Raw genomic sequence first — 19,788 nt, forward strand, 5'->3', positions numbered from 1 at the left:
TCCGTCGCCCATGCCATAGCCGGGGCATGGACGCCAAGCACCGGATCGATATCGCGGCTCCGTTGCTCGACTGGTACGACCGTCATCGCCGCGATCTGCCGTGGCGCGCAAAGCCCGGCGAGGTCGTCGATCCCTATCGCGTGTGGCTGAGCGAGGTGATGCTCCAGCAGACGACGGTGGCGACCGTGCGTCCGCGCTTCTCCGAATGGACACGACGCTGGCCGACCTTCGCCGACCTTGCCGCAGCGGACGAGGGCGAGGTGATGGCGGCGTGGGCAGGGCTCGGCTATTATGCGCGGGCACGCAACCTGCTGGCGGCGGCGCGGACGATCGCGGCGGAGTATGGCGGGCAATTGCCTGATACCGAAGCGGCACTGCGCGCGCTGCCGGGGTTCGGCGACTATACCGCGGCGGCGGTGGCGGCGATCGGGTTCGGACGGCGCGCGGTGGTGGTCGACGCCAATGTCGAGCGCGTGGTCGCGCGGCTGTTCACGATCGACACCCCGCTGCCTGCCGCGCGCAAGGCGATCCGCGCGGCGGCGGACACCATCACCCCTGACGCGCGAGCGGGCGACTTCGCGCAGGCGATGATGGACCTCGGCTCGGCGATCTGCTCACCGCGCAAACCGCGATGCCTATTGTGTCCGCTGAAGCATGCGTGCGCCGCGCAGGCGGCAGGGACACCCGAAGCCTATCCAGTCAAAAAGCCGAAGGCGGCGCGGCCGCACCGGCATGGCACGTTGTTCTGGTTGCAGCGCGGCGATTCGGTACTGCTGGTGCGGCGACCCGACAAGGGGTTGCTCGGCGGGATGCGCGCGTTGCCGACCGGACCGTGGAGCGATGCGCCGCCGTTGCTGGCCGATGCGCCCGCCGACGCCGAATGGCAAATGCTGACCGGGTCGGTAAATCATGGCTTTACGCATTTCACGATCGACCTTGCGATCGCGGTGGCGCACACGGAAATCGCGAGCAACAAAGGTGAGTGGTGGCCGGTCGACCGGCTCGACGAAGCGGGATTGCCGACGGTGTTCGCGAAAGCGGCAGATGTGGTGAGGAGACGGGCATGATGACGAAGCGGTGGACGATGAAGCCGGTGAAGGCGGTGGGGCTGAGCGCGGCGTTGCTGGCGACGGTCGCGGCATCGGCACAGCAACCGCAGCCGCAGATGCGTCCGCCAGCGCCGGCTCCGCGTGCGCCCGATGCCGCAGCGGCGGCGACGCTGCTGCCCGCGACCAAGGCGCTGTACGACGGCTATATTGCCGCCGGGAAGATGCCGGGGATCGTCGGCGCGTTCGGGCTCGGCGAGCTGCCGACCGTGTTTGTCAGTGCGGGCACGATCTCGCTCGATCCCGGCGCCGCCGCTGCCGGCCCCGACTCGTTGTGGCGCGTCTATTCGATGACCAAGCCGATCACCGGCATGGCGGCGATGCTGCTGGTCGAGGACGGCAAGCTGTCGCTCGACGATCCACTATCCAAGTACTTCCCGGCGTTCGCGAAGATGCGGGTGCTGACCAGCCCCGACACCTCGCTCGAAACGCGTCCCGCCACCAAGCCGATCACGCTGCGCGAGCTGATGACGCACACCTCGGGGATCGGCTACCAGATCAACGCCAAGGGGCCGCTGCTCAAGGAGTTCGAGCGGCTGGGGCTGGTGCCCGCCACGGTCAACGCGCAGATCGAGGCGCAGGCCCGGCGCACCCGTCCTGCGACGCTCGCCGCCTTCGCGGACCGCGTCGCGCAGGCGCCGCTTGTCGCCGAGCCGGGGACAACCTGGCATTATTCGATGGGGCTCGACGTGCTGGCGGCGGTGGTCGAGAAGGCGAGCGGCATGTCGTTCGAGCGCTTCGTCCAGACGCGATTGCTCGATCCGCTCAAGATGAACTCGACCTATTGGCAGGTGCCGCAGCGCGACGTCGGCCGGTTCGCGACCAATTATGCGTTTGTCGAGGAGAAGCTGACCCCGCTCGATCCGGCGGCGCGCTCGCCGTGGTTGCAGCCGCCGAGCTTCCCGTATGGCGGCGCGGGGCTGGTGAGCAGCGCGCGTGATTATGATCGCTTCCTCCATATGCTCCAGAATTACGGGATGCTGGAGGGCACGCGCGTGATGAAGGAGCAGACCGCGCGGCTGGCGATGTCGAACCTGATGCCGGAGGGCGTCTTCTTCGACAATGACGGGCAGCAGCGCGGGTTCGGCGCGGGCGGGGTCGTGTATCTCAACGACGATCCGAACGGCGCGTCGAAGGGTAGCTATGGTTGGGCAGGCGCGGCAGGGACGCTGGCGCTGGTCGATCCTGCCAAGCGCTTCCGCAGCACGATCATGGTCAATTACTTCCCGGCGGAGAAATGGCCGCTCGGCAAGGAAACCTATGCCGCGATCCGGCGCGACGCGGTGCGGCTGCACGGGGGACAATGGTGAGTTCAGTCGGGGTGATCGAAACCGGGTTCACCGGCGGTTTGCTGGATCGCGCCGACGCGTTGCGGCAGGATCCGGCCGCGATCGCCGCGCTGCTGGCGGACCCGGCTTCGCGGCTGCTGCGGCTCGACGCATTCGAGCCGATCGTGGAGGATGACGGGACGCTGGCGTGGGGCACGATCGCCGATGCGCCGGACGGGGCCGAGTTCGTGTTGCTCGGGCTTGCCGAAGGGTGCGCGCATTTCGCGGCGGTGACCCCGGGGGAGGCGCCGCCCCCGCCGTATCGGTCGCCAACGTTGTTCGCGTTGCTTGACCGCTTGCAGGGCGGTGAGGCGGCGACCTTCGCGGCGGCGCGCGCGCTGATCGACTGGCATGCGCGGCATCCGTTTTGCGCCCGCTGCGGCCATCAGACCGCGCCGTTTCGGGCGGGCTGGGGACGACGCTGCCCGAACTGCAAGGCGGAGCATTTCCCGCGTGTCGACCCGGTTGTCATCATGATCGCCGAGCATGACGGGCGCGCGCTGATCGGGCGGCAGGCGGCATTTCCGGTGGGGCGCTATTCGGCGCTTGCCGGGTTTCTGGAGCCCGGCGAGTCGATCGAGGAAGCGGTGGCGCGTGAGATCTTCGAGGAGGCCGGGGTGCGGGTCTGCGCAGTGCGCTATGTCGCGAGTCAGCCGTGGCCGTTCCCGTCGCAGTTGATGATCGCGTGTATCGCCGAAGCCGAGGATGATGCGATCACGCTCGACACCAACGAGCTGGAGGACGCGCGCTGGGTGACGCGCGACGAGGTGCGCGCGGCGCTGGCGGGTGAGGCGGGGGCGTTCGGTGCACCGCCACCCTATGCGATCGCGCATTCGTTGCTGCGTGCGTGGGCGGATGGGACGGCGGGCTAGATATCTACCCGCCCGATTCGTCATTTCCGCGAAGGCGGGAATCCAGTATCTCTGACGTTTCGACCCCTGCGAAGACCTGCGCGTCTGGATCCCCGCCTGCGCGGGGATGACGTTGTGGAGAGCGCCTGAACCTCGTCGCCCCGGATCACGTCCGGGGCGACAGTTCCTAGACGTCGAGGTTCGCCACACTCAGCGCATTGTCCTGGATGAACTCGCGGCGCGGCTCGACGACGTCGCCCATCAGGCGCGTGAAAATCTCGTCCGCGACGTCGGCCTGTTCGATCGCGACCCTGAGCATCGTGCGGTTCGACGGGTCAAGCGTGGTCTCCCACAACTGCTCCGCATTCATCTCGCCGAGACCCTTGTAGCGCTGGATCGCCAGCCCTTTGCGGCCCGACGCGAGGATCGCCTCCAGCAATTGCGACGGACGCGCGACCAGCGACTGGCCGCGGCCGACGGTGACGGTTTCCTCGCCTTCCTCGTCAGTGGCCACCGCATCGGCCGGTGCCTCGACCGCCGCGGTCTTGACCGGGACGAGCTTGGCGGCGTGCGCGAAGGTGTCGGCCTGTTCGGCGGCGAGCGTGTGAAGCTTGCGCGCCTCCGCCGAGGCGAGGAACGCCGCCTCGACGATGTGGTGATCGGTCACGCCGCGCCACAGTCGCTCGAAATGGATGCCGCCGTCCTCGGTGACGCGCGCACTCCATGTCGCGTCGCTGTCGCCCTGATCGAGCCGGCGGACGACCTCCGTGACGGCAGCGGCGCGGGTGTCACGCGTCGCCTCGGGATCGAGCGCGCCGCCAAGAGCCAGCCCCTCGATGATGACCGGATCATAGCGGCGCGGGACATAGCGCATCAGCGTGCGCATCCGTCGCGCGTGCTCGACCAGCGGGCGCAGGTGCGCGCCGGTCAATTTCTCGTCGCCCCGCTCCAGCGCCATCGCGCCGAGCCCGGCGTCGACGAGGTAATTGTCGAGCGCGTGATCGTCCTTGAGATATACTTCGGAGCGGCCCTTGGTCGCCTTATAGAGCGGCGGCTGCGCGATATAGAGGTGCCCGGCCTCGATAATCTCGGGCATCTGGCGATAGAAGAACGTCAGCAGCAAGGTGCGGATATGCGCGCCGTCGACGTCGGCGTCGGTCATGATGACGATCTTGTGGTAACGCAATTTGTCGAGCTTGAAGTCGTCGCGGCCGATGCCCGTGCCCATCGCCTGGATGAGCGTGCCGATCTCCTTCGAGCCGAGCATCCGGTCGAAACGTGCGCGCTCGACGTTGAGGATTTTGCCGCGCAACGGGAGGATCGCCTGGAAGTGGCGGTCGCGGCCCTGTTTGGCCGAGCCGCCGGCCGAATCACCCTCGACGAGGAACAGCTCGGACTTGGCAGGATCGCGCTCCTGACAGTCGGCGAGCTTGCCGGGCAGGCTGGCGATGTCCATGACGCCCTTGCGCCGCGTCAGTTCGCGCGCGCGCTTCGCCGCCTCGCGCGCGGCGGCGGCGTCGATGATCTTGCCGACGATCGAGCGCGCGTGCTGCGGGTTTTCCTCCAACCATTCCGCCATCTTGTCGGCCATCAGGCTTTCGAGTGGCTGGCGGACCTCCGACGAGACGAGCTTGTCCTTGGTCTGGCTGCTGAACTTCGGGTCGGGCAGCTTGACCGAGACGATCGCGGTCAACCCCTCGCGCATGTCGTCACCGGTCAGGCTGACCTTCTCCTTCTTCAGGAGCCCCGACTTTTCGGCGTAGTTGTTGAGCGTGCGGGTCAGCGCGGCGCGGAAGGCGGCGATGTGCGTGCCGCCGTCACGCTGCGGGATGTTGTTCGTGAAGGCGAGGACGTTCTCGTAATAACTGTCGTTCCACTCCAGCGCGACCTCGATCGTGACATGATCGCGGGTGCCCGCGACCGAGATCGGATCGGGGAACAGCGGCTGCTTGTTGCGGTCCAGCCACTTCACGAACGCGGCGATGCCGCCTTCGTAGAACAGTTCGATCGACTTCGGCTCTTCGTGGCGCGCGTCGTTGAGGAACAGGCGGACGCCCGAGTTGAGGAACGCCAGCTCGCGATAGCGATGCTCGAGCTTCTCAAAATCGAACTCGGTGATCTTGAACGTCTCGGGCGAGGGGAGGAAGGTGACGCGCGTGCCCTTCTTGCCCTCGGCTGGCCCAACGACCTTGAGCGGGGCGACCGCGTCGCCGTGCGCGAAGCGCATGTAGTGCTCCTCGCCGTCGCGCCAGATCGTCAGGTCGAGGAATTCGGACAAAGCGTTGACCACCGAGACGCCGACGCCGTGCAGGCCCCCCGACACCTTGTAGGCATTGTCGTCGCTGGTGTTCTCGAACTTGCCGCCGGCGTGGAGCTGGGTCATGATGACCTCGGCCGCCGAGACGCCTTCCTCGGGGTGGATCCCGGTCGGAATGCCGCGGCCGTTGTCGGTCACCGACACCGAGCCGTCGGCGTTCAGCGTGATGTCGATCCGGTCGCAATGTCCGGCCAGCGCCTCGTCGATCGCATTGTCGCTCACCTCGAACACCATATGGTGAAGGCCCGAGCCGTCGTCGGTATCGCCGATGTACATGCCGGGGCGCTTGCGGACGGCGTCGAGGCCCTTCAGCACCTTGATCGAGGAGGCGCCGTATTCGCTGGTATTCTGAGGTTCTGCCATGGCGATCATATAGGCAGGCGGGCGGTGTAGCGAAAGCGAAACCTAGCCTTGCGCGGGTCGCTCGCGCAGACCCGCGAAGAGCAGCCCGGCGATCGCCAGCGCGGCGCTCGCCGCCGCCAGCCCGGCCGCATCGCCACCGGTCCAGTCGTGCAGCGCACCGAAGCCGATGATCCCCACCCCGCTGCCGGCCAGCGCGATGACGATCAGCGAACCGTAGATCTCGCCATAAGCATGCAGCCCGAACAACCGCGCGGCGAAAAAAGGAAACAGGTCATTCTCCGCACCGTTCATCAGCCCGGCGAAAAAAACGCCGAGCGCAAGAGCGGGCAGTGCAAGACCACGCCACTGCAGCGCGACGAAGCCGAGCGCGGAGACGAAGGCGACGGTGGCGGCGATCCGCTGCGGCGCGAACCGGTCGATCAACGCGCCGAAGGTGATCCGCGCCGCGACCTGCGACGCCCCGAAGGCGGTGAGCAGCAGTGCCGCCCGTGTGGCGGTCAGCCCGCGGTCGATCCCGAACGGCACGAGTTGCGTGACGAAGCCGATCGTCCCCAGATTAACGAAGAAGCCGGTCAACCCCAAACGCCAGAAGCGCGGATCACGCCGCGCCGCCGCGGCGGTGACACCGGTCGCCGACAACGGGTCGAGGGCGGCGCGGCGTAGCTGGGGAGCGGTGCCGCGGATCGCGAGCAGGGCGATCGGGAGAGCGATCAGCGCCGAATAGACCGCCAGCGCCACGAACCCGCCCCGCCAGCCGAAGTCGTCGATGACCTCGGCCAGCACGATCGGCAGCAGCAAGGTGGCGAGCGGCAGTCCTGACGTCGCGATCCCGAGCGCGAGCCCGCGATGCGCGAAGAAGCGCGCCGCGATCAGCTTGCCATAGGCGAGTGCGCTGGTGCCCGGCACGGTCATCGCCAGCGCAAGTACCAGCAGGTGATAATGCCATAGCTGCCCGCGCATCGTCGCCATACCGAGATAGGCGGCGGCGAGCGCGACCATGCAACCGACGATCATCGGGCGCACGCCCACGCGGTCGACCATTCGCCCGAGCAGGGGCACCGCGAGGCTGCCCGCAAAGCCCAGTCCGCTGGCGGCGGCGACCGCACCGCGGCTCCAGCCGAATTCGCCGGTCATGCCCGGCACGAACATGCTCGACAGATTCTGGAACAACGCTGGCCCGGCCCCGCTGCCGATCACCGCGCCGAACACGATCGGCCAGCCGGTCCGCCATTCGTTATGATTCGGGACGGGCGGACGGTGCGACATCGACGCGCGCTAGCGGGCCGCACCGTGCCCGTCATCCCCTGTACGATCGGGGAGGATCAGGAAGCATACTGCCGCCAGCGACAGCGCGCCGCAACCGAGCGTCAGCGCAGCGGTGTAGCCGCCGGTCAGATCGTGGAGCCGTCCGAAGCCGATGATCCCGACGGCGGTGCCCGAAAGGGCGATCGGCATCGCGGTGCCGTAGATTTCGGCATAGGCGCGCAGCCCGAATAGCCGCGCGGCGAAGAACGGCAGCAGATCGTTTTCCGCGCCGTTCATCAGCCCTGCGAAAAAGACGAGCGTCAGCAGCAGCGCCAGCCCCGACGGCGCGAACGCCAGTCCGACGAAAGCAGCGGCGGACAGGATCGCGAACGCCGCCGCCACCGGCTGTGGGCGCAGTCGATCGACCAGCCAGCCGACCAGCAGCCGACCGGCAATCGCGCTGGAGGCGAAGCTGGTGAGAAGCAACGCCGCCTGCGCCGGGCGCAAGCCGAGTTCGAGCCCGATAGGAACGAGCTGCGTCACGAAGCCCGTCGTGGCGGCGTTGATGAGCCACGCCGAGGCGACCATGATCCAGAAGCGGCTGTCGCGCCGTGCCGCCGCCGCGCTGGTGCCCGGCAGCGCGGCGCGGGCTGCGGCGGGCGTGGCGGGGAGCGCCACCGCGCGCAGGCTGAGCAGGATCAGCGGCAGCGCAAGGATCGCCGATCCGGCCGCCAGCGCGGCAAAGCCGGTACGCCAGCCGAAGTGCGCGATGGTGGCGCCCAGCAACGGGGCGGCGACGATTGTCGCCAACGCCAGCCCGGACGTGCCGAGCGCCAGCGCCATCCCGCGCCCCCGCATGAAACGCGCCGCAATCAGCTTGCCATAGGCGAGGCTGCTCGTGCCCGGCAGCGCCAGCACCAGCAGCACGACGCCGAGCTGATAACGCCAGATCGCGCGACCGCCGTTCAAGCCCATTGCGGCGAGCCACAGATAGGCGACACCCAGCAACAGCATCGAGGCGACGATCACCGGCCGCACGCCGACAAGATCGGCGGCGCGCCCGATCAGCGGCGCGGCGATCGCGCCGGCCAGCGCCAGCCCGGCGGCGGTGGCGATGTCGCCGCGCGACCAGCCGAACGTCGCCTCCAGCCCCGGCGTGAACAGGCTGGAAAGATTCTGGTACAGCCCGGGCCCGAACCCGGCGCCGAGCATCGCCGCCGCCACCACCGGCCAGCCGCGCCGCCATTCGGTCAGCGTGCGCGGGGCGGTGGCAGGAGTGGCGAGATCGGTCAGCGCGTTTCTTCCCATTGGACAGGACGACAATTCGTTCCTCAACGCGGCGCGGGCGAAAATGTTGTGGGCGTAACGACGTCGTGCAGCGCGACCCAGGTGGCGGCGTCGATCCCCTCGAAAAGCGCGCGCTCGGTGCCGGTCATCCACACCTGCCCGAGCGGGGCGAGACGCGCGAACAGCGCAGCGCGGCGAATGGGGTCGAGATGCGCGGCGACTTCGTCGAGCAGCAGGACCGGGGCATGCCCGGTCAGCCGTCCGACCAGCTCGGCATGGGCGAGCACAATCGCGAGCAGCAAGGCCTTCTGCTCACCGGTCGAGGCGGTAGCGGCCGGGCGCGCCTTGTCGACATGGGTGACGATCAGGTCCGCGCGATGCGGACCGACCAGCGCGCGCCCGGCGGCCGCGTCTCTCGCGCGGCCGGTACGGAGCGCGTCGATCAGCGCGGCGGCGTCGCCGCTCCAGCCGTCGAGCGCGATGCGCGCGCGCGCGATCTCTCCGGCGGGCTGCGCGGCGAGCGCCAGGTCGAGTGCGGCGACGGTGCGGCGGCGGGCGGCGTCGAGTGCGGCGCCGTGCTGCGCCATCTGCGCCTCCAGCGCGGCGAGCCAGTCGGGATCGGGAAGTGGATCGGCGAGTAACCGGTTGCGATCACGCATCGCCGCCTCATAGCGCGCGCCATCCCGGGCATGGCCGGGTTCGATCGCGAGCGTCAGCCGGTCGAGGAAGCGCCGCCTTCCGCCCGCCGCCTCGGTAAACAACCGGTCCATCGCCGGAGTGAGCCACAGCACCGCGAGCCGTTCGGCGAGTGCGGTGGCGGGGGCGGCGCCGCCGTTGATCCGCACGACCCGCCGCTCGGGCGCGGACGCGAGCGTGCCGGTGGCGAGCGTGACGCCGTCGTCAAGCGTCGCGGCGACTCCGAAGCCGCCCGGTCCGTCGCTGCGCGCGACCTCCGACAAAGCGGCGCGGCGCAATCCCCTTCCGGGCGCGAGCAGCGACACCGCCTCCAGCACGTTGGTCTTGCCTGCGCCGTTGGCTCCGTACAGCACGACGAAGCCGGGCGCGGCATCGGGCGCGATCGACAGCGCTTCGTGGTTGCGGACATCGGTGAGGACGAGGCGGGACAGCATGATGGCGCGACGCTGGTACGGCCAAAGCGCGGGGAGGGCGACTGTTTCCTTGCGAGCCGGCAATGGTTTGAATCACCAGTTCGCTATGGCCAGGCGAGAGGCCGTCAGGGTCGTTGTTAGCTGGCCGATAGCACCCGGCAGCAGGGAGGCGGCGGTTATCTGAACGCGAACGTCGGTGCTGGCTGCCACAACTCGATTTTCGTGCCGTCAGGATCGAAGAACACGCCGTCGACCCCAGTGATCCTTCCCGGCGTTTCTACTGATGTGGGTCATGGCCGGCAGCGCCCCGAGAACCGCATAGAATGGCAGCGATTTGAGGATGACCAAAGCCACATGACGCTCCCCGGTTCACGGGTGTGATCCTATGAATCTTCTGGCTGGTAAAAATAGCACACCATTGAGGCTCGCCCCGGCCCCCCATGCAGGACTTGCGTCTTCGCCTCGCACCCGCGACACGGCGCGCATGACGACACCAGCGACGCGTTCCGGCCTGCTCCTTGGCGTGGGCGCCTATGTGTCATGGGGGCTGCTGCCGCTCTACCTGCACCTGCTGACCGGGGTGCCGGCGTTGCAGGTGCTGGCACATCGCGTCGTCTGGTCGCTGCTGCTGCTTGCCGCGATCGTGCTGGCGATGCGGCGCGGCCGGGCGATCGTGGCGGCGGCGCGGGGGCGGACGCTGTTGCTGCTGTGCGCGTCCGCCGCGCTGATCGCGGTCAACTGGCTGGTCTATATCTTCGCGGTGCAAAGCGGGCATGTGCTTGAGGCGAGCCTCGGCTATTTCATCAATCCGCTGCTCAACGTCGCGCTGGGGACGATCGTGCTCGGCGAGCGGATCGGCGCGGTACAGAAGGCCGCGGTCGCGGTGGCGGCGACCGGCGTCGCGGTGCTGGCGATCGCGGGGGGCGGGGCGTTGTGGATTTCGCTGACGCTCGCGTTCAGCTTCGGCGTGTACGGGCTGATCCGCAAGGTGGCGGCGATCGATGCGCTGGGCGGCCTGACCGTCGAGACCGCCTTGCTGGTTGGCCCGGCGTTGGCGGTGTTGTGGCTCAGCCCCGAGCCGGTGTTCGGACGCGGCACGATCGACCTGCTGCTGGTGCTGGCGGGGGCAGTGACCGCCGCGCCGTTGCTGATGTTCGCCGCCGCGGCGCGCCGGTTGCAGTACTCGACACTGGGGCTGCTGCAATATCTCGCGCCGACGCTGCAATTCCTGCTGGCGGTGCTGGTGTTCCACGAGCCGTTGCGCGATGTGCATCTGATCACTTTCGCGCTGATCTGGGCCGGTTGCGCGCTCTACGCCCTGGGCAGCCGGCCGCGGCGCGCTACTCCTTAGGCTCGCGCCGGCCCAGCCAGGCGGTGGTCGCAAGGTCCATGGTGACGTTGCCGACAGTGCGGATGATGTCGGGGATCGTCTCGACCGCGACCAGCAGGCCGAGCGGGGCGATGGGTGCGCCGATCGTGCCCGCGATCGGTGCGATCGCACTGACGTAGCTGACGGTGCCGGGCAGGCTGACCGAGCCCAGCGAGGTGAGCGTCGCCACCACCACGCCGATCGCCAGCGTCGCGGGCGACAGCGTCACATTGAACCACGTCGCGACGTAGATCGCGACGGCGAGGTTCATCGCCGGCCCGGTCGTGCGGAAGATCGCAACGGCGAGCGGCAGCGTCACGCCGGCGGTGCGCACCGGCACGCCAAGCGCGCGCGCGCCCTCCAGCATCGCGGGCACCGAGGCGAGCGAGGATTGCGTGCTGATCGCCACTGCCTGCGACGGGAGCGCGGCGCGCGCGAAGTCCGCAAGGTTGATCCGCGCACCCAGCCAGGCGACCGGATAGGCCAGCAGCGTGACGATTACCCCGACGCTGGCGATGACGAGAATATAATGCGCCAGCGCCCCGAACGCGCCCGAGCCCGCTCGCGCCCCGACCACCAGCGCCAACGCGAAAACGCCGAGCGGTGCGATCCACAGCACCCAATCGATCACCACCAGCATCGTGTCGCGCAGCGCGGTGAAAAAGCGCACCAGCAGCGCACGCCCCTCGGCATCGATCCGCGCGATCGCGAACGCGAACACAAGCGTGAAGATGATCAGCGACAGGAAGGCGTCGCTGGCGGCGGCGTGGACGATGTTCGTCGGGACGATCCCGGCGAAGAACTCGCCGAGCGGCGGGACGTTCGGCACCTTGCCCGCGCCGACCAGCGCCGCGCGCAACGCCTGCGCGGAGGCGGCGGGGAGCGGCGCGACCGCTAGGATCAGCGGGGTCGCGATTGCGGCGATCACTGCCGAGAGGAACAGGAAGGTGACGTAGAGCGCGATGGCGCGCCCGGCGAGCCGCCCGGCGCGCGCCGCCTCGGCGGTCGACGCGACGCCGGTGACCAGCAACGACACGACCAGCGGCACGATCGTCATCTGCAAGCCGTGCAGCCACGCCGCACCGATCGGCTCGGCGACCGCGATCGTGCCGGGAACCGCATCGCGCGCGAAGCTGGCGAGCGCGACGCCGCCCGCCAGTCCGATCAGCAGCGACAGCAGGATGCGGGTGGCTTGCGACATGCGGTATCTTCGCCTTTTGCTCGTCCGCGATTATGGGACCTGTCTGGGCCAAGCGAACGGAAGACACGATGGCAAGGAAATATTTCGGCACCGACGGTATTCGCGGCCTGACCAACGCGGGTGCGATGACCGCGGAGATGGCGATGAAGGTCGGGATGGCGGCCGGGCGGCACTTCCTGCGCGGGCAGCATCGGCACCGGGTGGTGATCGGCAAGGACACGCGGCTGTCGGGCTATATGCTGGAGAGCGCCTTGCAGGCCGGGTTCACCAGCGTCGGGATGGACGTGACGCTGGTGGGGCCGATGCCGACCCCGGCCGTGGCGATGCTGACCAAGTCGATGCGCGCCGACATGGGAGTGATGATCTCCGCCAGCCATAATCCGTTTTTCGACAATGGCATCAAGCTGTTCGGGCCGGATGGATACAAGTTGTCCGATGAGGACGAACTGGCGATCGAGGCAGCGATCGACGGTGAGGTCGCGCTGGCACCGGCCGGCGAGATCGGCCGCGCCAAGCGCATCGACGACGCGCGCGGGCGCTACATCCACTTCGCCAAATCCACCTTCCCCAACGACCTGCGGCTCGATGGGATGAAGGTGGTCGTCGATTGTGCGAACGGCGCCGCCTATCAGGTCGCGCCTGAGGCGTTGTGGGAATTGGGCGCCGATGTCGTGCAAATCGGGGTCAATCCCAACGGGCTCAACATCAACGACAAGATCGGCTCGACCCATCCCGAGGCGTTGTCGGCGGCGGTGATCGCAAACAAGGCGGAGATCGGGATCGCGCTGGACGGCGACGCCGATCGCTTGATCGTGGTCGACGAAAAGGGTCGCGTGATCGACGGCGACCAGTTGATGGCGACGATCGCGGCGGGCTGGGCGCGCGCCGGGCGGCTGGCGGGCGGCGGGCTGGTCGCGACGGTCATGTCGAACCTCGGGCTGGAACGGCATCTGAAGGCCCAGGGGCTGGGGCTGATCCGCACCGCCGTCGGCGACCGGCATGTGCTGGAGGCGATGCGACGCCGCGGGTACAATGTCGGCGGCGAGCAATCGGGGCATATCATCCTTAGCGATTATGCGACGACCGGCGACGGCCTGGTCGCGGCGTTACAGGTGCTGGCGGAGATCTGCCGCGCGGGCGCACCCGCGAGCGAGGTGCTGCACCGCTTCGAGCCGCTGCCGCAGTTGCTGAAGAACGTGCGCTTTACGGGCGGCAAGCCGCTGGAGACCGACGCGGTGAAGGCGGTGATCGCCGACGCCGAGGCGGAGCTGGCGGGGCGCGGGCGGCTGGTGATTCGCCCGTCGGGCACCGAGCCGGTGATCCGCGTGATGGCCGAGGGCGACGATCCCGCGCAGGTGGAGCAGGTGGTCGACCGAATCTGCGACGCGGTGCGCGCGGCGGTCTGAGGGAGTGGTGCGTCGGGGCTGATGTGCACTTCCCCTGATCACTTTACCGTCACCCCGGCGAAGTCCGGGGTCGATATTCCGGACGGTTGTGACAGGACGCGGCGTGCCACCACTTCGTCCTTCTCAACTGAACTCCGGCCTGCGCCGGGCTGACGGGGGAGGGGGGTAAGGCCCTCTCCCGTCTATGCCGGGTCGAGTCCGGGACGACGGCAGAATTACCGCTCGTTCAGATAATAACGGTCGGTCGCATTGAGTGCATCATCCAGTTCGTAGACGATCGGCTGACCGGTCGGGATTTCCAGCCCGGTGATCTCGTCGTCGGAAATCCCCGACAGATGCTTGACCAGCGCGCGGAGCGAGTTGCCATGCGCGGAGATCAGGACACGTTGCCCGTCCTTGAGCGCAGGCGCGATGCGGCCCTCCCAATAGGGCAGGACGCGCGCGATCGTGTCCTTCAGGCTCTCGGTCGCGGGAACGTCGATCCCGGCATAGCGGCGGTCAGCCGATGGGTCGAATTGGCTGCCCGACTCGATCGGCGGCGGCGGTACGTCGAAGCTGCGGCGCCAGATGTGGACCTGCTCGTCGCCGTGTTTCGCGGCCGTCTCGGCCTTGTCGAGCCCGGTCAGCCCGCCGTAATGCCGCTCGTTGAGCCGCCAGTCCTTCTCGACCGGCAGCCACAGCCGCCCCATCGCCTCCAGCGCGAGGTTGAGCGTCTTGATCGCGCGAGTCTGAAGCGAGGTGAAGGTCTGGTCGAAATCCAGTCCCTTGGCCGCCATCAACTCGCCCGCCGCGCGGGCCTCGGCTGCGCCCTTTTCGGTAACGTCAACGTCCCACCAGCCGGTGAAGCGGTTTTCGAGATTCCAAGCGGACTGGCCGTGGCGGATCAGGACAAGCGTGGGCAATCGGGTTCTCCCGTTAAAGGATCAGGGTCAGGAACTGGTTATGCGGGCTTGGCTGGTAATCCGCGAAGGCGGCGCAGGCGGTAAAGCCGGCGCTGCGATACAGGGTGACCGCCGGCTGATGCAGCGCGGCAGTACCGGTTTCGAGGCTCAGCCGCTTATAGCCGCGCGCGCATGCTGTGGCGATGACGTGCGCGAGCAGTGTGCGGCCGACGCCGGTGCCGCGCGCTTCGGGAGCCGCGCGCATCGACTTCACCTCGCCATGATGCGGATCGAGCTGCTTGAGGGCGACAAACCCGACCAGCGATTCTGCACGCCAGGCGGTCCAGAACGTCACCTCCGGCGCCGACAAGCCGGTCGCATCGAGCGCGAAGGCAAATTCCGCCATATGACTACGTAGCTCGGCGAGATGATGCGCGAGCAGTGGAGCGACATGCGAAGCGGTGGCATCGTCCTTCCTGATCTGCATCATCACGCCCGCTGCTTGTTCGCCGAATGGCTCCGATCTAGCGAATGGCACGATCGACACAACAGGAGAGCGCGCCCATGACGATCCGCCGTCGCACTATCGTCCACGACGGCCCGGGTGGCCCCTTCGAGGGCGTGTTCGCCTGGGACGATGCCGGTACCACGCCGCGATCAGGCGTGCTGGTGATCCCGAACGTGCTGGGGCAGAAGGAGAGCGACAATCTCAAAGCCGAAGCGCTGGCGGCGCTCGGCTACGCCGCGTTCGCCTGCGACCTGTTCGGGCAGGGCAAAAGGACGCAGCGCGGCGAGGGAGCCAGCCGCTACATGGACGAACTCAATGCCGATCGCGCGCTGTTGCGCGAACGGCTGCGCGCCTCGTTAGGCGCGTTGACGGCGCAGGATGAGGTGGATGAGGCGAACGTCGCTGCCATCGGCTTTTGCTTCGGCGGCAAATGCGTGCTCGACATGGCGCGCGCCGGGTTGCCGATCCGGGGCGGAGTGAGTTTCCATGGCGTCTACGACCGGCCGGACTGGGCAAGTGTCAATCCGATCGCCGTTCCGCTGCTGGTCTGCCACGGCTGGGACGATCCGCTCGGCCCGCCCTCGGCCCTCGTCGCGCTGGGGCAGGAACTCACCGACGCACGCGCCGACTGGCAGATACATGCCTATGGCGCAGCGGGGCACGCCTTTACCGACCAGGCGATGCCAAGGGGGCACGAGGGGTTCGGCTATGATCCGAAGGCGGATCGCCGAAGCTGGCGAGCGATGAGTCAATTCTTACAAGATGCCTTTAATAACAGCGAGATCGTTGCCGGAGCCGACACGGCATTGTAGCTAACGTGGCACGACCGGTGGCTGACAAGCCAGCGATACAGGTCGGTTTGGCGCGGGCTCGGGGACTTCGGAGGCTATGGGGATCACCGTTTATGCGCCGGCGCCGACGCCCAATGATGAGGCGGCACGCGAGCAGGCGGTGCTGGCGTCCGGCGCGCTGGACGCGCGCGACGACCCCGAACTTCAGGAGCTGGTCGAGCAGGGGCGGCAACGCTTCGCAACCGGCATGGCGGCGGTGTCGATCGTCTCGCGCGACTGGCAATATCTGATCGCCGCCAGCGGCGTTACTTCCCGGACCTACAGCCGCCGTATGTCACTGTGTGGCCACGCGATTATCACGCCGCGCGCGGTCTTCTGCGTCGAGGATGCGCGTGCTGACGTGCGCTTCGCCGACAATCCGGTGCTGATCGACGGCGGGCAGGTGCGCTTCTATGCGGGGGCGGCGCTGATCGATTCGGATCATCTGCCGATCGGCACCTTCTGCGTGTTTGATCACATGCCGCGCAGCGACTTCGGCGCTTATGAGCAGATGCACCTCAAGCAGATGGCCGACGCGGTAATGACTCGGCTGGCGGTGCGCCGCGCCACGTCACCGGCGCTCTGACGAACTATGCGGCGGCGGCGGCGCGGTGATGGCGGATCACCTCGTCGATGATGAAGCGCAGGAACTTCTCGGAAAATTCCGGGTCCAGCTCGGCGTCCTCGCTCAACTGGCGCAGGCGCGCGATCTGTGCGTCCTCTCGGCCGGGATCCGCAGCGGGCAATCCGGTCTGTGCCTTGTAGGTGCCGACCGCCTGAGTGATCTTGAACCGCTCCGCCAGCAGGCAGACGAGGGCCGCATCGATGTTGTCGATGCTCTTGCGATAGCCCTTCAGAACGTCGTCGGTCATCACGCTTCCCCGTCAAAGCGAAGTTGGTCATCCATCCCGCGCTTGCGTTGCGCGCGTGCCTCCCCCTAAGGGCAGGAACAGATGAGCGCTACCTTGCACCGACTTCCCGGGCACACGCCCTCGCTCGATCCGATGATCGGGCTGGTCGCCGCCGACATGGATCACGTCAATGCCGTGATCGTGGAGCGGATGCGATCGGAGATCCCGTTGATCCCAGAGCTCGCCGGACACCTGATAGCAGGCGGGGGCAAAAGGATGCGCCCGATGCTGACGCTCGCCGGTGCGCAACTCGTCGGTTATGGCGGCGACCGCCATCACCTGCTCGCCGCGGCGGTGGAGTTCATCCACACCGCGACGCTGCTCCACGACGATGTCGTCGACGGATCGGATCTGCGGCGCGGCAAGCGCACCGCCAATATCATCTGGGGCAATCCCGCCAGCGTGCTGGTCGGCGATTTCCTGTTCTCGCGCTCGTTCGAGCTGATGGTGGCGGGCGGCAACATGCGCGCGCTGGAGATCCTGTCGAACGCCTCGGCGGTGATCGCGGAGGGCGAGGTCAATCAGTTGACCGCGGCGCGGCGCGTCGATCTGCCCGAGGAACGCTATCTCGATATCATCCACGCCAAGACCGCGGCGCTGTTCGCGGCGGCGTGCCGGATTGCGGCGGTGGTCGCCGGGCGCCCGGCGGCGGAGGAGCAGGCGCTCGACTCCTATGGCCGCAATCTCGGCATCGCGTTCCAGCTGGTCGATGACGCGATCGATTATACCAGCGACGCCGGGACGATGGGCAAGGATGCCGGCGACGACTTCCGCGAAGGCAAGATGACGCTGCCGGTCATCCTCGCCTATGCGCGCGGCGGCGACGAGGAGCGGGCGTTCTGGCGCGACGCGGTGGAGGGCCGCCGCGCGAGCGACGCTGATTTCGCGCATTCGATCGATCTGGTCCGCCAGACCCGCGCCGTCGACGACACGCTCGCGCGGGCGCGGCACTACGGCCAGCGGGCGATCGAGTCGCTGGCGGGCTTTGCCGACAGCGCGATCAAGGACGCGATGGTCGAGGCGGTCGAGTTCGCGGTGGCGCGGGCTTATTAGGCGCGAAGGATATCCCGTCATTGGGAGAGTGGTGACGCAATCCAGGGTTGGATCAGGACTCCCTGGATTGCGTCGCCACGCCCGCAATGATGTGCATAAAGAAGAAGCTACTTCCCTCGCGTCGCCCCGGCGGCCGCCGGGACCACGGCTTTAAGGATCAGTTCTCGTCGCCCATCCGCAGCGCGGCGATGAAGGCTTCCTGCGGGATGCTGACACTGCCGTATTCGCGCATCTTTGCCTTCCCCTTCTTCTGCTTCTCCAGCAACTTGCGCTTACGCGTCGCGTCGCCGCCGTAGCATTTGGCGGTAACGTCCTTGCGCATCGCGCTGATCGTCTCGCGCGCGATCACCTTTCCGCCGATCGCCGCCTGGATCGGGATCTTGAACAAATGGCGCGGAATCAGTTCTTTGAGCCGCTCGCACATGCCGCGACCGCGTGTTTCGGCGGTACCACGGTGGACGATCATCGACAGCGCGTCGACCGGCTCCTCGTTGACGAGGATGCTCATCTTGACGAGGTCGCCCTCGCGGTAGCCGATCTGATGATAGTCGAAGCTGGCATAGCCCTTCGACAACGACTTCAGCCGGTCGTAGAAGTCGAACACCACCTCATTGAGCGGAAGTTCATAGGTGGCCTGAGCACGACCGCCTACATAGGTGAGATTCTTCTGAATACCGCGGCGATCCTGACACAGTTTCAGGATGCTACCGAGATATTCGTCGGGAACGTAGATCACCGCCTCGATCCACGGCTCGCTGATCGACTCGATCTTGTTGGGATCGGGCATGTCGGCGGGGTTGTGGAGGTCGATCTGTCCCGCGCCGTGTGACAATTCAATCTGATAGACGACGCTCGGCGCGGTGGTGATGAGGTCGAGGTCGTATTCGCGCGTCAGCCGCTCCTGGATGATCTCCAGATGCAGCAGCCCGAGGAAGCCGCAGCGGAAGCCGAAGCCGAGCGCTGCCGAGGTTTCCATCTCGAAGCTGAACGACGCGTCATTCAGCCGCAGCCTCGAAATGCTCTCACGAAGCTTCTCGAAGTCGTTGGCATCGACCGGAAAAAGTCCGCAGAACACGACCGGCTGAACTTCCTTGAAGCCCGGCAGGGCCTCGGCAGCGGGTCGCTTGGCATCGGTCAGCGTGTCACCGACGCGTGCCTGCGCGACGTCCTTGATCTGTGCGGTGATGAAGCCGATTTCGCCGGGTCCGAGGTCGGCCAGTTGCTCGATCTTGGGGCGAAAGCAGCCGACGCGGTCGATCAGGTGCGTCGTTCCGGCCTGCATGAAGGTGACTTGCTGCCCCTTGCGGAGCGTCCCGTCCACCACCCGAACCAAAATCATCACGCCCAGATACGGATCGTACCACGAATCGACGAGCATCGCCTTCAGCGGTGCGTCCGCGTCGCCCTTGGGAGCAGGAATCTTGCGAACGATCGCTTCGAGGATGTCGGGGATGCCGATCCCCGATTTGGCGCTGGCGAGGACCGCGTCGGACGCGTCGATGCCGATCACGTCCTCGATCTCGGAGCGAACCTTTTCGGGCTCGGCAGCGGGGAGGTCGATCTTGTTGATGACCGGCACGATCTCATGATCGTGCTCGATCGACTGATAGACGTTGGCGAGCGTCTGCGCCTCGACGCCCTGCGCGGCGTCGACGACCAGCAACGCGCCCTCGCACGCCGCCAGCGACCGCGACACTTCATAGGCGAAGTCGACGTGGCCGGGCGTGTCCATCAGGTTGAGCGTATAGGTCTCACCGTCGTGCGCCTTGTAGGACAGGCGGACGGTCTGCGCCTTGATGGTGATCCCGCGCTCTTTCTCGATGTCCATATTGTCGAGCACCTGCTCGCTCATCTCGCGGTCGGTGAGCCCGCCGGTCGCCTGGATCAGGCGATCGGCGAGTGTCGACTTGCCGTGATCGATGTGAGCGATGATCGAGAAATTGCGGATCGTGTTGAGCGGGGTCGTCATATCATCGCGCGCCTAGCGCAGCATTGGCGCAAGCGATAGGGGGGCGACGATTCC

At 67.4% G+C, this 19,788-nt stretch carries 17 protein-coding genes; 8 read left to right on the plus strand and 9 right to left on the minus strand.

Annotated features, from left to right (window positions below; genetic code table 11):
- The first annotated feature begins 26 nt into the window (after positions 1–26).
- From mutY to nudC, 3 genes are read left to right on the plus strand one after another with little or no spacing between them, the layout of a single operon-like run.
- A complete protein-coding gene (mutY, locus tag ACI2JO_RS10170; protein WP_404720586.1) occupies positions 27–1,067 on the plus strand; it encodes an A/G-specific adenine glycosylase in 1,041 nt (346 codons plus the stop codon).
- Complete coding sequence (locus tag ACI2JO_RS10175) at positions 1,064–2,416, plus strand: serine hydrolase domain-containing protein (protein ID WP_404720587.1); 1,353 nt, start codon at positions 1,064–1,066, stop codon at positions 2,414–2,416. Before mutY ends, ACI2JO_RS10175 begins: the two co-directional genes overlap by 4 nt.
- Positions 2,410–3,306: an NAD(+) diphosphatase gene (gene nudC / locus ACI2JO_RS10180; protein ID WP_404720588.1), complete on the plus strand. Its 897-nt coding sequence runs from the start codon at positions 2,410–2,412 to the stop codon at positions 3,304–3,306. Before ACI2JO_RS10175 ends, nudC begins: the two co-directional genes overlap by 7 nt.
- Positions 3,307–3,472: 166 nt before the next feature.
- Here nudC and gyrB read toward each other — a convergent pair whose 3' ends face one another.
- Genes gyrB through recF form a run of 4 tightly spaced genes read right to left on the minus strand, consistent with a single transcriptional unit; the run spans position 3,473 to position 9,627 of the window.
- A complete protein-coding gene (gene gyrB, locus ACI2JO_RS10185) occupies positions 3,473–5,965 on the minus strand; it encodes a DNA topoisomerase (ATP-hydrolyzing) subunit B (RefSeq protein ID WP_404720589.1) in 2,493 nt (830 codons plus the stop codon).
- Positions 5,966–6,007: 42 nt separating this feature from the next.
- Positions 6,008–7,231: an MFS transporter gene (locus tag ACI2JO_RS10190; RefSeq protein WP_404720590.1), complete on the minus strand. Its 1,224-nt coding sequence runs from the start codon at positions 7,229–7,231 to the stop codon at positions 6,008–6,010.
- Between the two features lie 9 nt (positions 7,232–7,240).
- Entirely contained in the window at positions 7,241–8,518 is a 1,278-nt protein-coding gene (locus ACI2JO_RS10195; RefSeq protein ID WP_404720591.1) for an MFS transporter, read from the minus strand.
- 23 nt (positions 8,519–8,541) lie between these two features.
- The gene (gene recF, locus ACI2JO_RS10200) at positions 8,542–9,627 is read right to left on the minus strand and encodes a DNA replication/repair protein RecF (RefSeq protein ID WP_404720592.1); all 1,086 of its coding nucleotides are present in this window, start codon (positions 9,625–9,627) and stop codon (positions 8,542–8,544) included.
- Positions 9,628–10,090: 463 nt separating this feature from the next.
- On the opposite strand from recF, the gene rarD reads away from it, so the two are divergent.
- Positions 10,091–10,957 (plus strand): EamA family transporter RarD, encoded by an 867-nt coding sequence (rarD, locus tag ACI2JO_RS10205; RefSeq protein WP_404720593.1) that lies wholly within the window; start codon positions 10,091–10,093, stop codon positions 10,955–10,957.
- Here rarD and ACI2JO_RS10210 read toward each other — a convergent pair.
- On the minus strand, positions 10,947–12,176 hold the full coding sequence (locus tag ACI2JO_RS10210; protein WP_404720594.1) for a dicarboxylate/amino acid:cation symporter: 1,230 nt from the start codon (positions 12,174–12,176) through the stop codon (positions 10,947–10,949). The genes rarD and ACI2JO_RS10210 overlap by 11 nt on opposite strands.
- Positions 12,177–12,244: 68 nt before the next feature.
- On the opposite strand from ACI2JO_RS10210, the gene glmM reads away from it, so the two are divergent.
- Entirely contained in the window at positions 12,245–13,582 is a 1,338-nt protein-coding gene (gene glmM / locus ACI2JO_RS10215; RefSeq protein ID WP_404720595.1) for a phosphoglucosamine mutase, read from the plus strand.
- Between the two features lie 215 nt (positions 13,583–13,797).
- Here the strand turns inward: glmM and gpmA are convergent, their stop codons facing one another.
- Positions 13,798–14,484, minus strand: coding sequence for a 2,3-diphosphoglycerate-dependent phosphoglycerate mutase (gene gpmA / locus ACI2JO_RS10220; RefSeq protein WP_404720596.1), 687 nt, complete (start codon positions 14,482–14,484; stop codon positions 13,798–13,800).
- 13 nt (positions 14,485–14,497) lie between these two features.
- Positions 14,498–14,953, minus strand: coding sequence for a GNAT family N-acetyltransferase (locus ACI2JO_RS10225; protein WP_404720597.1), 456 nt, complete (start codon positions 14,951–14,953; stop codon positions 14,498–14,500).
- Positions 14,954–15,027: 74 nt separating this feature from the next.
- Here ACI2JO_RS10225 and ACI2JO_RS10230 point away from each other — a divergent pair, with 74 nt between their 5' ends.
- Complete coding sequence (locus ACI2JO_RS10230; protein WP_404720598.1) at positions 15,028–15,783, plus strand: dienelactone hydrolase family protein; 756 nt, start codon at positions 15,028–15,030, stop codon at positions 15,781–15,783.
- Between the two features lie 76 nt (positions 15,784–15,859).
- Positions 15,860–16,387: a GAF domain-containing protein gene (locus ACI2JO_RS10235; protein WP_404720599.1), complete on the plus strand. Its 528-nt coding sequence runs from the start codon at positions 15,860–15,862 to the stop codon at positions 16,385–16,387.
- A gap of 4 nt (positions 16,388–16,391) precedes the next feature.
- On the opposite strand, the gene ACI2JO_RS10240 is transcribed toward ACI2JO_RS10235, so the two are convergent.
- Positions 16,392–16,673, minus strand: a complete 282-nt coding sequence (locus ACI2JO_RS10240) for a chorismate mutase (protein WP_404720600.1) — start codon at positions 16,671–16,673, stop codon at positions 16,392–16,394.
- Positions 16,674–16,754: 81 nt separating this feature from the next.
- On the opposite strand from ACI2JO_RS10240, the gene ACI2JO_RS10245 reads away from it, so the two are divergent.
- Positions 16,755–17,765, plus strand: coding sequence for a polyprenyl synthetase family protein (locus tag ACI2JO_RS10245; RefSeq protein WP_404720601.1), 1,011 nt, complete (start codon positions 16,755–16,757; stop codon positions 17,763–17,765).
- A 157-nt stretch (positions 17,766–17,922) separates the two neighbouring features.
- On the opposite strand, the gene lepA is transcribed toward ACI2JO_RS10245, so the two are convergent.
- A complete protein-coding gene (gene lepA, locus ACI2JO_RS10250; RefSeq protein WP_404720602.1) occupies positions 17,923–19,734 on the minus strand; it encodes a translation elongation factor 4 in 1,812 nt (603 codons plus the stop codon).
- Positions 19,735–19,788 lie beyond the last annotated feature (54 nt).

The sequence above is a fragment of the Sphingomonas sp. NPDC079357 genome (assembly GCF_044901155.1).
Lineage (GTDB): Bacteria > Pseudomonadota > Alphaproteobacteria > Sphingomonadales > Sphingomonadaceae > Sphingomonas.

Bases quoted from the DNA above. Each gene is read 5' to 3' on its own strand.
- ACI2JO_RS10245 (WP_404720601.1), top strand. From the start codon at position 16,755: ATGAGCGCTACCTTGCACCGACTTCCCGGGCACACGCCCTCGCTCGAT.
- ACI2JO_RS10210 (WP_404720594.1), bottom strand. From the start codon at position 12,176: ATGTCGCAAGCCACCCGCATCCTGCTGTCGCTGCTGATCGGACTGGCG.
- ACI2JO_RS10225 (WP_404720597.1), bottom strand. From the start codon at position 14,953: ATGATGCAGATCAGGAAGGACGATGCCACCGCTTCGCATGTCGCTCCA.
- ACI2JO_RS10175 (WP_404720587.1), top strand. From the start codon at position 1,064: ATGATGACGAAGCGGTGGACGATGAAGCCGGTGAAGGCGGTGGGGCTG.
- rarD (WP_404720593.1), top strand. From the start codon at position 10,091: ATGACGACACCAGCGACGCGTTCCGGCCTGCTCCTTGGCGTGGGCGCC.
- lepA (WP_404720602.1), bottom strand. From the start codon at position 19,734: ATGACGACCCCGCTCAACACGATCCGCAATTTCTCGATCATCGCTCAC.
- recF (WP_404720592.1), bottom strand. From the start codon at position 9,627: ATGCTGTCCCGCCTCGTCCTCACCGATGTCCGCAACCACGAAGCGCTG.
- glmM (WP_404720595.1), top strand. From the start codon at position 12,245: ATGGCAAGGAAATATTTCGGCACCGACGGTATTCGCGGCCTGACCAAC.
- ACI2JO_RS10240 (WP_404720600.1), bottom strand. From the start codon at position 16,673: ATGACCGACGACGTTCTGAAGGGCTATCGCAAGAGCATCGACAACATC.
- ACI2JO_RS10235 (WP_404720599.1), top strand. From the start codon at position 15,860: ATGGGGATCACCGTTTATGCGCCGGCGCCGACGCCCAATGATGAGGCG.
- nudC (WP_404720588.1), top strand. From the start codon at position 2,410: ATGGTGAGTTCAGTCGGGGTGATCGAAACCGGGTTCACCGGCGGTTTG.
- ACI2JO_RS10190 (WP_404720590.1), bottom strand. From the start codon at position 7,231: ATGTCGCACCGTCCGCCCGTCCCGAATCATAACGAATGGCGGACCGGC.
- ACI2JO_RS10230 (WP_404720598.1), top strand. From the start codon at position 15,028: ATGACGATCCGCCGTCGCACTATCGTCCACGACGGCCCGGGTGGCCCC.
- mutY (WP_404720586.1), top strand. From the start codon at position 27: ATGGACGCCAAGCACCGGATCGATATCGCGGCTCCGTTGCTCGACTGG.
- ACI2JO_RS10195 (WP_404720591.1), bottom strand. From the start codon at position 8,518: ATGGGAAGAAACGCGCTGACCGATCTCGCCACTCCTGCCACCGCCCCG.
- gyrB (WP_404720589.1), bottom strand. From the start codon at position 5,965: ATGGCAGAACCTCAGAATACCAGCGAATACGGCGCCTCCTCGATCAAG.